At 60.3% G+C, this 10,775-nt stretch carries 10 protein-coding genes; 7 read left to right on the top strand and 3 right to left on the bottom strand.

Features of this window, described 5'->3' with window-relative positions:
• Window positions 1-43 precede the first annotated feature (43 nt).
• On the bottom strand, window positions 44-793 hold the full coding sequence (locus PMI25_RS06645) for a hypothetical protein (RefSeq protein ID WP_007966635.1): 750 nt from the start codon (window positions 791-793) through the stop codon (window positions 44-46).
• A gap of 234 nt (window positions 794-1,027) precedes the next feature.
• On the opposite strand from PMI25_RS06645, the gene PMI25_RS06640 reads away from it, so the two are divergent.
• The 3 genes from PMI25_RS06640 to PMI25_RS06630 all read left to right on the top strand — a co-directional run bounded on the left by PMI25_RS06640 (window position 1,028) and on the right by PMI25_RS06630 (window position 3,664).
• The gene (locus PMI25_RS06640; protein WP_007966636.1) at window positions 1,028-2,176 is read left to right on the top strand and encodes an aldose epimerase family protein; all 1,149 of its coding nucleotides are present in this window, start codon (window positions 1,028-1,030) and stop codon (window positions 2,174-2,176) included.
• Window positions 2,177-2,343: 167 nt separating this feature from the next.
• Complete coding sequence (locus PMI25_RS06635; RefSeq protein ID WP_007966637.1) at window positions 2,344-3,165, top strand: aldo/keto reductase; 822 nt, start codon at window positions 2,344-2,346, stop codon at window positions 3,163-3,165.
• A gap of 28 nt (window positions 3,166-3,193) precedes the next feature.
• Entirely contained in the window at window positions 3,194-3,664 is a 471-nt protein-coding gene (locus PMI25_RS06630) for a DUF1810 domain-containing protein (RefSeq protein ID WP_007966638.1), read from the top strand.
• Here PMI25_RS06630 and PMI25_RS06625 read toward each other — a convergent pair.
• Window positions 3,629-5,989 carry a DNA polymerase II gene (locus PMI25_RS06625; protein ID WP_007966639.1) on the bottom strand — a complete coding sequence of 787 codons (2,361 nt, stop codon included), beginning with the start codon at window positions 5,987-5,989 and terminating at the stop codon, window positions 3,629-3,631. The genes PMI25_RS06630 and PMI25_RS06625 overlap by 36 nt on opposite strands.
• A 329-nt stretch (window positions 5,990-6,318) precedes the next feature.
• Here PMI25_RS06625 and PMI25_RS06620 point away from each other — a divergent pair, with 329 nt between their 5' ends.
• Window positions 6,319-6,759 carry a CBS domain-containing protein gene (locus PMI25_RS06620; RefSeq protein WP_007966640.1) on the top strand — a complete coding sequence of 147 codons (441 nt, stop codon included), beginning with the start codon at window positions 6,319-6,321 and terminating at the stop codon, window positions 6,757-6,759.
• A gap of 136 nt (window positions 6,760-6,895) precedes the next feature.
• Here the strand turns inward: PMI25_RS06620 and PMI25_RS06615 are convergent, their stop codons facing one another.
• Window positions 6,896-7,519, bottom strand: coding sequence for a glutathione S-transferase N-terminal domain-containing protein (locus tag PMI25_RS06615; RefSeq protein WP_007966641.1), 624 nt, complete (start codon window positions 7,517-7,519; stop codon window positions 6,896-6,898).
• Window positions 7,520-8,679: 1,160 nt separating this feature from the next.
• Here PMI25_RS06615 and PMI25_RS06610 point away from each other — a divergent pair.
• From PMI25_RS06610 to PMI25_RS06600, 3 genes are read left to right on the top strand one after another with little or no spacing between them, the layout of a single operon-like run.
• Window positions 8,680-9,504: an energy transducer TonB gene (locus tag PMI25_RS06610; RefSeq protein WP_007966643.1), complete on the top strand. Its 825-nt coding sequence runs from the start codon at window positions 8,680-8,682 to the stop codon at window positions 9,502-9,504.
• 51 nt (window positions 9,505-9,555) lie between these two features.
• Complete coding sequence (locus tag PMI25_RS06605; RefSeq protein WP_007966644.1) at window positions 9,556-10,263, top strand: MotA/TolQ/ExbB proton channel family protein; 708 nt, start codon at window positions 9,556-9,558, stop codon at window positions 10,261-10,263.
• Window positions 10,263-10,664, top strand: a complete 402-nt coding sequence (locus PMI25_RS06600; RefSeq protein WP_003223575.1) for an ExbD/TolR family protein — start codon at window positions 10,263-10,265, stop codon at window positions 10,662-10,664. Before PMI25_RS06605 ends, PMI25_RS06600 begins: the two co-directional genes overlap by 1 nt.
• Window positions 10,665-10,775 lie beyond the last annotated feature (111 nt).

The following is a 10,775-nucleotide window of genomic DNA, read 5'->3' as shown; positions in this document are numbered from 1 at the left end:
ACAAAATCAAAAGACTCGCAGCCTGCGGCAGCTCCTACAGGGATTACTGCACCGGGAGGAAATTCAGGAACAGCAGGCTCTGCGCGTAGTTCAGGCCAATGCGCCGGTAGCGCTCATCAAGCATCTGCGCCAGCAGGTCGAGCCGCGCGACGATCTTGCCGAACTCGGTGGCGAAACTCAGGTTGCTGCCCTCCTCCGAGATTTCGTTGGAGAACAGCAGCGGCTGTCCCTCCTTGTTCTGCCGCTGGGCCAGAATCCACGTGGCTTTCTCGATATTGCGCGCGGCGTTGTGGACGAAGGTCGGGTTGATCGCATCAGTCATGTAGAACTCGATGCGATTGCCGTGGGCGGTGACCAACATGCTGCCGATGGCATAGATAAAGGCGCCAACCCGATCCCCGAGAAACTCCGGACTCATCGCGTAGCTGAGCGCCGCCAGATCCTTGCGCCCGCCCAGCACCGGCAATGGTTGCTGCTGTTCGACGGCCAGGCGCACCTGTTTAACGGCGGTGTTGATGTCGAGGAATCCCGATTTGCGCAGCTCTTCCGGGTTGCGCAAATACAGCTTGCCCATCAACCGATAAAGGCTGTTGAGGTTGTCGCGCATCGCCAACGTGGCCATGCGATCGACGCTGGTCTGCAGGAATTCCTGCGGTTGACCGTCACGCATCTGAGCGATGAAACCGTTGCCGGTCTGGTGCGTGCAACCGCTGGCAAACAGCAATGACAGACAGGCCAGCAACAGGCACGGGCGGCGAAAAAATCGGGCGATCGGGTGAAAAGCTCTCGGCATGAATTCTCGAACAGGCACATTCCTGTGCGGCGGGCGTCGCCGCATCCTGGCCATGGATAGAGCCGCCGAATCCGGAAAAGTGCAGCGCTGGCACGATTTCCCGACCTTCGGCAACTATTTAGTATGACTTTATATTTGCACTAAACCTTTAACCGACTATAAATTCTGACTCAATTCACAATTAGCATGACTATTACCCTGTTTTGAAAACAACAACAAAAAGGAAGGTCAACCATGCTTCAATCACGTCACCTGCTCTCCGGCCTCGGACTGTCCCTGATGATCGCCACCCTCTCCGCCAACGCGGCCGGCCTCAGCGCCGAACACAAAGCATTCGGCAAAACCAATGACGGCACGCCCGTCGAGCAATACATCCTGCGCAACAGCCACGGCATGCAGGCGACCGTCATCACCTACGGCGCCACCCTGCAATCGCTGCTGGTGCCGGACAAACACGGCAAAGCAGCCGATGTGGTGCTGGGTTTCGACGATGTTCAGGGTTACCAGAAAGGCACGGCGTATTTCGGCGCGACCATCGGCCGTTTCGGCAATCGCCTGGCCGACGGCGCGTTCGAACTCGACGGCAAACGCTATCAGGTGCCGCAGAACGACAAATCCAACGCCTTGCATGGCGGCACCCAGGGTTTCGACAAGAAGGTCTGGAAAGCGCAGGAAACCAAGGACAAGGATTCCGTCGGCGTGACCCTCACCTATCTGTCGGCAGACGGTGACATGGGCTTCCCCGGCAACCTCACCACGCAAGTGACCTACCGCCTGACCGACAGCAACGAACTGCGCATCGACTATCAGGCCAGCACCGACAAACCGACCGTGCTCAACCTGACCAACCACAGCTACTTCAACCTCGCCGGGGCCGGCAATGGCGACATCCTCAAGCAGGTTGCCACCCTGCACGCCAGCCATTACACCCCGGTCACCGGCAAACTGATCCCGACCGGCGAACTGGCACCCGTGGCCGGCACGCCGATGGATTTCACCAAACCAACGGCCATCGGCACGCACATCAAGGCCGATCATCCGCAACTGAAGTTCGCCGAACCGAAACAGGGTGGCTTCGATTTCAACTGGGTGCTGGATACCAAGGGTGATGTGAGCAAAGTCGCCGCCGAGGTCAGCGATCCGCAGTCCGGGCGGCATCTGCAGCTGTTCACCAGCGAGCCGGGGGTGCAGTTTTATACCAGCAACTTCCTCGATGGCACGGTCAAGGGCAAGGGTGGCAAGGTCTATCCGCACTGGGGTGCGTTTACCCTGGAAACGCAGCACTATCCGGATGCGCCGAATCAGCCGGATTTTCCGAGCACGCGGCTGGATCCGGGGCAGACTTACAGCCATAGCGTGGTGTTGAAGTTCTCCGCGAAATAGCACTTGCCTTGTGGTGAGGGGATTTATCCCCGATGGGTTGCGCAGCAACCCTGCTTCTTGGGGGCGCTGCGCGCCCATCGGGGATAAATCCCCTCGCCACAGGTTCATCGACCCCTGCGCTATCCTGCTGCCCACTAAGGTATCGACCATCAGCACAGGAGGTTTGAATGCGTACCCTTGAACTGGCAGGCGTGCAGGTTCCAGTGATCGGCCAGGGCACCTGGCGCATGGGCGAAGATCGCTCGGCGCACCCGCGTGAAGTGTCCGCGCTGCGCCAAGGCATCGAACTCGGCATGACTCTGATCGACACGGCGGAAATGTATGCCGAGGGCGGTGCCGAATCTGTCGTCGGCGAAGCCATCGCCGGTCTGCGCGACCAAGTGTTTCTGGTGAGCAAGGTCTACCCGCACAACGCCAGTCGCACAGGCATCCCGCAAGCCTGCGAGCGCAGTCTGCGCCGGCTCGACACCGATTACATCGACCTCTATCTGTTGCACTGGCGCGGTCAGTATCCGCTGGAAGAAACCGTCGAAGCCTTCGAACGTTTGCGCGCGGACGGCAAGATCGGCCGTTGGGGCGTGTCGAATTTCGATGTCGACGATCTCGAAGAACTGGCCTCCCCGGCCTGCGCCACCAATCAGGTGCTGTACAACCTCGAAGAGCGCGGCGTCGAATTCGATCTTCTGCCCTGGTGCCAGCAACAGCGTATGCCGTTGATGGCGTACTGCCCGATCGGCCAGGGCGGCGCGATGCTCGCCGAACCAGCGCTACAGCAGATTGCCGCTCGTCACAACGTGACCCCGGCACAGGTTTCGCTGGCGTGGATTCTGCGTCAGGATGGTGTGATTGCGATTCCCAAGGCTGTGCGACCGGAACACGTGCAACTCAATGCACAAGCGGCGCAGTTGCAACTGGATGCCGGGGATCTGGCGGCGCTGGACCAGGTATTCAAAGCGCCACAACGCAAGCAGCGGCTGGCGATGGTCTGAGTCGCTGGGCGCTGGCGAGGGCTTCGTCATGAGAAGCACTGATCAGTACGACCCGTTCAATCTGCAGCGTTTCGTCCAGGCGCAGGACCCGGTGTTCGAACGGGTTCAGCGTGAACTCGACGAGGGGCGCAAACGCAGTCACTGGATGTGGTTTGTGTTCCCGCAGTTCGCCGGGCTGGGCGGCAGCGAAATGTCCCGGCGCTTCGCCATTCAATCCGCCGACGAGGCGCGGGCCTATCTGGCCCACGATTTGCTCGGTGCGCGGCTGCGTACCTGCACGCAGTTGGTGCTGAACATCCGCCAGCGTTCGATTGCCGAGATTTTCGGCCACCCCGATGACCTGAAATTCCACTCCTCGATGACCCTGTTTGCGCAGTTCAGCGCCGAAGATTGCCCGTTCGCTCAGGCGCTGGAGCGCTACTTCCACGGCATCCTCGATGAATGGACCCTGCAACTGCTGGACTCAAAACAGGCCCAGTTGTCCCCCGATCAGGGTTGAGAAATCGTCATCGACGAACGGCAGAATCGCATCCGCCACCGGCTGCAGCTGGCGAGTGATGTAGTGGTCGTAGTCGATCGCGGCGCGGCGTACTTCCAGCGGTTCCGGCCCGGCCAGGGTGATCACGTAACTGATCCAGCCACCGTTCTGGTATTGCCGCGGGCGCCCGTGCTGCGCGTTGTAATCGTCGGCCAGCCGCGCCGCACGCACATGCGGCGGCACGTTGCGTTCGTAGTCGTCGAGGGTGCGACGCAGACGCTTGCGATAGACCAGGCGCTCATCGAACTCACCGGCCAGGGTCTTGCGCACGTAATCGCGCACATAATCCTGATACGGCTTGCGCTGGAAGATCCGCTCGTAGAGTTCCTGCTGGAACTGCCGGGCCAGCAGTGACCAGTCGGTGCGCACCGTTTCCAGGCCCTTGTAGACCATTTCTTCACTGCCGTCGGCGCGGCTCACCAGTCCGGCGTAGCGCTTTTTGCTGCCCTCCTCGGCACCGCGAATGGTCGGCATCAGAAAGCGTTTGTAGTGGGTTTCGTACTGCAATTCGAGGGCACTTTGCAGGCCGTATTCCTCACGCACGTGCTCGCGCCACCAGTCGTTGACATGCTTGACCAGCGCCTGACCGATCTGCGCTGCTTCTTCCTGCCCATGCGGCCGGCGGAGCCAGACGAAGGTCGAATCGGTGTCGCCGTAGATCACCGCGTGGCCCTGCGCTTCGATGAGCTTTCGCGTGCGCAGCATGATTTCGTGGCCGCGCAGGGTGATTGACGACGCCAGCCGCGTATCGAAAAACCGGCAACCGCTGGAACCGAGCACACCGTAGAAGGCGTTCATGATGATCTTCAGCGCTTGCGACAACGGCGCGTTGTGCTCGCGCTTGGCCGTCTCGCGGCCTTCGGCAACCCGCGCGACAATCGACGGCAGGCAATGCCGGGTGCGCGAGAACCGCGCGCCACGAAACCCCGGCACCGAATCGGCATCATCCGGGTGTTGCAGGCCTTCGATCAGCCCCACCGGGTCGATCAGAAAAGTGCGGATGATCGACGGATACAGGCTCTTGTAATCCAGCACCAGCACCGACTCGTACAGCCCCGGTTGCGAATCCATGACGAAGCCGCCGGGGCTGGCCTGTGGCGGGTTGGTGCCCAGATTCGGCGCGACGAAACCCTGACGGTGCATCAGCGGCATGTACAAATGGGTGAACGCCGCCACCGAGCCGCCGCTGCGGTCCGCTGGCAGGCCGGTGACGCTGGCGCGTTCGAGGAGAAACGTCAGCAACTCGGTCTTGGCAAAGATCCGCGTGACCAGCTCGCAGTCCTTGAGGTTGTACTTGGCCAGCGCCGGTTTGTCCTCGGCGAACATGCGGTTGATTTCGTCCATGCGCTGATACGGGTTGTCGATCGCCTTGCCCTCGCCGAGCAGAGTCTGCGCGACGTTCTCCAGGCTGAACGAAGGGAAACTCCAGGTCGCCGAACGCAGCGATTCGATGCCGTCGATGATCAAGCGCCCCGCCGCCGAGGCAAAGTAGTGCGTGCGACTGCCGTGTTCGCGCCACTGCATCTCTTCGCCGCTACGACCGATTTTCAGCGGCACACCGAGGCGTCGCGCGTGTTCGTGAAGGATGCGCAGGTCGAACTGGACAACGTTCCAGCCGATGATGGCGTCTGGGTCGTGCAGCGCGAACCAGTTGTTGAGTTTCTTCAGGATCAGCGTGCGTGAGTCGCAGTATTCGAGGTCGAAGTCGACAATGCTCGCGTCACCGTTAGGCGCGCCGAGCATGTATACCTGACGCTGGCCGCAGCCTTCGAGGGCAATGGAATACAGCTCGCCGGTTTCAGTGGTTTCGATGTCCAGCGAGACCAGGCGCAATTTCGGTCGGTATTTGGGGTCAGGTTTGAGCTGGGCGTTGAGCAGCACGCCATCAGCGTCGGCGCTACCGCCGAACAGCACCGGTGCGGTGATGAAGCGCTCCATCAGGTAGCGCTCGGGCGGGCGCACATCGGCTTCGAAGACATCGACGCCGGCGCGGGACAGCGCGGTTTCCAGGCGCATCAACTGGCCGTGTTGCTGGCAATACAGGCCCAACACCGGGCGATGTTCGAAATCCTGCAGGGCCAGTGGGCGCAGTTCGACGTTCTTTTCGTCATGCAGCACGCGTTCGGCCGCTTCACGCTGTTCGGCGGGGATAAACGCCACCGAGGTCTGCGGCGCCAGCCGCACACGGCGCGGCCCGGCGTCGGTCGCCAGCCAGAACTCGACTTCGGTGCCGGCCGAGGTATCGCGCCAATGCCGGGTCAGGACGAAGCCCTGCTGTAAATCCACCGCTGCAACCTCAGGAATTGAATCAGAGGGGCATTCTACGCGGCATCGTCCGAGATAACCCCATCCCCTGTGGCGAGGGAGCTTGCTCCCGCTCGGCTGCGCAGCAGTCGTAAAACCAGGCAATGCGGTGAATCAGGCAAGCCGAATGCTCAGGGTTTGGGCCTGCTCCGCAGTCCAGCGGGAGCAAGCTCCCTCGCCACAGGGTTGGAGACAGGCCGGAAAAACCGCCAAATGACGTTTTTTGCGTGCTATCTGCCGCTTTGCCACCTTGCCCTGCGCGCCAGCGTCTACGATGCTTGAAGAACAACGACAACACCTGAGTAACCGCCATGAAGACCGTCGCCCAACTGCTCAAGCTCAAAGATCAGAAAAATCAGGAAGTGCACCAGATCAAGCCCGATCACATGGTGCTCGAAGCGCTGATGAAGATGGCCGAAAAGAACGTCGGGGCCTTGCTGGTGGTGGATAACGACGAAGTGCTGGGCATCATCAGCGAACGCGATTACGCGCGCAAACTGGTGCTGCACGGGCGCTCGTCGGTCGGCACGCCGGTGCGCGACATCATGGTTTCACCGGTGATCACCGTGGACACCCACCAGACCGTCGACACCTGCCTGGGCATCATGTCCGACAAACGCTTGCGCCACTTGCCGGTGGTGGAGAACGGCAAGCTGATCGGCCTGCTGTCGATCGGCGACCTGGTGAAAGAGGCGATTGCCGAACAGGCTGAGCTGATCAAGCAGCTGGAGCAGTACATTCGCGGGGAATAAGTCCTTCCCTCCTTTAGGAGTGAGCCCTGTGGTGAGGGGATTTATCCCCGATGGACTGCGCAGCGGTCCCAGCTTTTTTGGGGGGGCTTCGCGCCCCATCGGGGATAAATCCCCTCACTACAGGATCTTGTGGTGGTCAAACCGGCCAATGCCGGGCGAAGACAGGCGCCAGCACCGGATGCCGATCAATACGCTGCAACCACGCATAAAACCCCGGACGGGTCTGGCGCAGATGCTCGCGGCTGCCCGCCCAACGCGTCACCACGGCCGCCAGCACGTCCAGCGCGCCGGGCGTTTCGTCGTCCAGGTACAGTTCGGCGGAAAACTGATCGGCAAACACTTCCCAACTCCAGTGCAAACGCTCCCGCGCGCCGGCCATCAGGTTCTGCCGTGAGGCTTCGTCCGGCATCACCAGCCAGCGCTCGGGGTAATCGATGACACCGATGGCCGCGTAGCAATTGCTGGCAATGTAGACCATGCCGCGAATCGCCTGATCGCGATCAGCCGCCTTGGCCGGCAACAGGCCGGACTCGGGAAAACTCAGGCCCAGATGAATCAGAATCGCCACACTTTCGGTGATCGCACTGCCATCGGGCAATTGCAGGGTTGGCACCTGTTTCAGTGGATTGAGACGCGCCAGTGCCTCGGCGGCTTCGCTTGAGGCTTCGATATCGATAAAGCGATAGGCGATCTGGCATAACTCCAGCGCCGCCTCGATGGCTGCGGCACCTGAATTGCGATGTCCGTACAGTTGATACATGCCCCCTCCTCGATCTCGACAGATCTGTGTAGCCCTATTTATAGCGGGTGTATCCGCTTTGGCACGTTTTTCCCATGCAATCGCGACTTGCGAATTCAAACCTCGCAAAACAGCGCTGGCGGTGCCCATCCCGCACCAAGAGCAATCATCGAACGCTATCCGCGTTCTTGTAAGGTGCGATACAGAGCCAAAAGTTCGCGTATCCGAGCTGGCAACAAGGAGTTCACCGCGTGAATCTTCAATCGTTCTGCAAAGCCTGTAGGTATTCATCGGTGCAAAACCGAGTTCGCCGTAACAGTCCCGGCAATCAATACCCTTACCTTATTACCTGAAGCCGACACTCATGCCCTGCGTTTGGCGCCATTGCTTGCGCCAGCGGCAGCACACTATTTATTTTTTAAATACAACCCATGAAGTTATTGCGCCAACAACAGTTCGAAGACCAATAGCAGGATTGTCGAACAATAACTTCAGATTTTTCCTTATTGCACCAAAAGCGCTCCACCGATCACAACTAACCAATATCAAGACATTGATTTCAATTGAACAAAAACAAGGAATACAACCTGTGACCCGCTAATTCATTGACCCGCACCAAATCAGTCCGCCGCGCACCAGCAAATGCCCCGGCAGACCCGAGCTCAGCGGCTCTATCCGGCGAATCTGCCCGATACAGCGCCAGGCCTGACTCGCCCGTAAAAAAGCCCCGAGATTTGGGGTCGTGGACAGTCATGCACTAAAGAAAACTCGGCCCGCCAATAAAATTTATATAAATGCGACATGGGTAACAGCCATGAAATAACCGCACTACATTTCGGCAACATTTGGCACAGCGGTTGCAAAACAAAATTTGCGTAATCAACTGTAGGAGCTGCCGCAGGCTGCGATCTTTTGATGTTGCCTATAAGGACAAAGGTCAAAAGATCGTCCGATCGCGGCCCGAGCCTGCGGCAGCTCCTACATAGAACAACACCAGGGAATGGCTAATGAACACTCGAAGTCGATGGCTCTAAGCCAGTAACTGTAAGCAAGCCCGGTTCAATAGATAGTTCAACTATCGGCCTGCGCACACCTTGAAGAAAGTTGCACCCACCCACTCGAACATCACCCCTATGTTCGGACGGCACCTTATTGCCCTTCATCAACCCGAGGGAGCTTTAATGAACGATGCGGTAAAGCACAGAACCCTGCCAGGGCCGTTACGGGAAGCGCCAATCCCGCCGCCGCCGGACAGGCCGGCCTTCACGGCCAACACTTCGCAGCCTGGCGGGTTGAGCAAGCAACAGATGCTGTTGCTGGTGGCGGTGTCAGCGCTGATACACGGCGGCGCCTGGTGGTTTTTCCAGCAGACCCGGCCCGAGCCACTGCCGACTCCGCCGCAGATTCCGGAAATGACCGTCGAGTTGACCAGCCCGACGCCGCCAGCACCGCCCACACCGGAACCGCCGCCTCCACCGCCACCGCCGCCCCCTCCGGAACCTGAACAACCGGTGGAAGACGAAGACGCGGTCAAGCCACCGCCAAAACCGGTAGAGAAACCCAAGCCGATCGAAAAACCGAAACCGGTCGAGAAGCCCAAACCGGTGAAGAAAGTCGAGCCGCCGAAAGCTCCGCCCGCCCCGGCACAACCGGCCGCTCCCGCTGCGCCGGCGACACCGAGCGCGCCACCGGCCCCGGCCGCCGCGCCTGGCCCGGTCAAGGAATCGGCCGCGATTTCCGGCCTCGCCAGCCTCGGCAACCCGCCGCCGGAATACCCGTCGCTGGCGCTGCGGCGCAATTGGGAAGGCAGCGTGGTGCTGCGCATTCAGGTGTTGGCCAACGGTCGCGCAGGCTCGGTGACAGTGACCAAGTCCAGCGGCAAGCCGCAACTGGATGACGCCGCCGTCGCGGCGGTAAAGAACTGGAAGTTCATTCCGGCCAAACGCGGTGACACGCCGATTGACGGCTTCGCCACCCAGACCATCGATTTCAAATTGCCGCAATAACGGCACAACCCGACGAACTCACAACCGACTTAATGCAAGCGAGGTGTAGCGATGAACAATTCACTGTCTTCGATGATTGTCCCCGGTGTGCTCTGGGGCCTGGTGCTGTTTTCCGTGGTCAGCTGGGCGATCCTGCTGGTCAAGTCGGCGCAATACCTGCGCCAGAAAGCCCAGAACAAACAGTTCAGCAAAGCCTTCTGGGGCGCACCGGATCTGCTCACTGCGGCCGAACACGCCAGCCAGTATCCGGGCTCGCTGGCACGCATCGCCAGCAGCGGTTTCGAAGCCTTGCTGGTGGAAGAATCGCCGCGCACCACGCAACAACTGGCGCACACCATCAACCGTTCCGATCGCCTGGAGCGCAACCTGCGCCAGCAGATCCAGAAAGAACGCCGCTCGCTGGAAAACGGTCAGGCGATCCTCGCCAGTATCGGCAGCACCGCGCCGTTCATTGGTCTGTTCGGCACGGTGTGGGGGATCATGGAAGCCCTGCAAAGCATTGGCGAAACCGGCTCGGCCAGCCTTGAAGCGGTCGCCGGACCGATCGGTCATGCACTGATCGCCACCGGCGTAGGGATCGCCGTCGCGGTTCCGGCAGTGCTGATTTACAACTTCTTCCTGCGCCGCCTGAAACTCGCCTCGGCAGACATGGATGACTTCGCCCACGACTTCGACGCCCTCGCCTCGCGCAGCGCGTTTTCCATCAGCCGTCAGGCCATCGCCAGTAAAACCACAGCCGCCGTGCGGGAGGCCAGCTGATGTCCTTTTCCACGCAAGACAGCGATGAAGTGCTCAGCGAAATGAACGTCACGCCGCTGGTGGACGTGATGCTCGTGCTGCTGGTGGTGTTCATCGTCACCGCACCGCTGATGACCAACGCGATCAAGGTCAACCTGCCGAAAACCGATGCCGTCGCCCCCGCCGAAAAGAAAGACCCAGTGGTGGTCAGCGTCGATCAGGACGGCAAGTTCTATCTGGCGAAAACCGAACTGGCGCCGGAGTCTTTGGAGGCCAGCCTCAAGGAGGTCAAGGCCAAGGACGCCGAAGTGCGCGTGCAGCTGCAGGCCGACGCCAACGTCAACTACGGTCAGGTGGCCAAGGCCATGGCGTCCATCGAACGTTCGGGCATCAGCAAGATTTCGGTGATGACCACCCACTGAGTGCGGTGCCGGGCGCGCGTTGAGAAGCGCGCCCGGCACCGCTGAAGCATCCCGTCGCAATCAGCCGACCGAAAAAACGCCAGGCGTCTTCGGAGGGGATCGGCTTGCTTG

This window comes from Pseudomonas sp. GM30 (assembly GCF_000282275.2).
GTDB lineage: Bacteria > Pseudomonadota > Gammaproteobacteria > Pseudomonadales > Pseudomonadaceae > Aquipseudomonas.
The sequence above is the reverse complement of the archived record's forward strand: the minus strand, read 5'-3'. Positions and strand labels throughout refer to the sequence as shown.

Bases quoted from the DNA above. Each gene is read 5' to 3' on its own strand.
- PMI25_RS06615 (WP_007966641.1), bottom strand. From the start codon at position 7,519: ATGTATCAACTGTACGGACATCGCAATTCAGGTGCCGCAGCCATCGAG.
- PMI25_RS06635 (WP_007966637.1), top strand. From the start codon at position 2,344: ATGCGTACCCTTGAACTGGCAGGCGTGCAGGTTCCAGTGATCGGCCAG.
- PMI25_RS06630 (WP_007966638.1), top strand. From the start codon at position 3,194: ATGAGAAGCACTGATCAGTACGACCCGTTCAATCTGCAGCGTTTCGTC.
- PMI25_RS06645 (WP_007966635.1), bottom strand. From the start codon at position 793: ATGCCGAGAGCTTTTCACCCGATCGCCCGATTTTTTCGCCGCCCGTGC.
- PMI25_RS06640 (WP_007966636.1), top strand. From the start codon at position 1,028: ATGCTTCAATCACGTCACCTGCTCTCCGGCCTCGGACTGTCCCTGATG.
- PMI25_RS06620 (WP_007966640.1), top strand. From the start codon at position 6,319: ATGAAGACCGTCGCCCAACTGCTCAAGCTCAAAGATCAGAAAAATCAG.
- PMI25_RS06605 (WP_007966644.1), top strand. From the start codon at position 9,556: ATGAACAATTCACTGTCTTCGATGATTGTCCCCGGTGTGCTCTGGGGC.
- PMI25_RS06600 (WP_003223575.1), top strand. From the start codon at position 10,263: ATGTCCTTTTCCACGCAAGACAGCGATGAAGTGCTCAGCGAAATGAAC.
- PMI25_RS06610 (WP_007966643.1), top strand. From the start codon at position 8,680: ATGAACGATGCGGTAAAGCACAGAACCCTGCCAGGGCCGTTACGGGAA.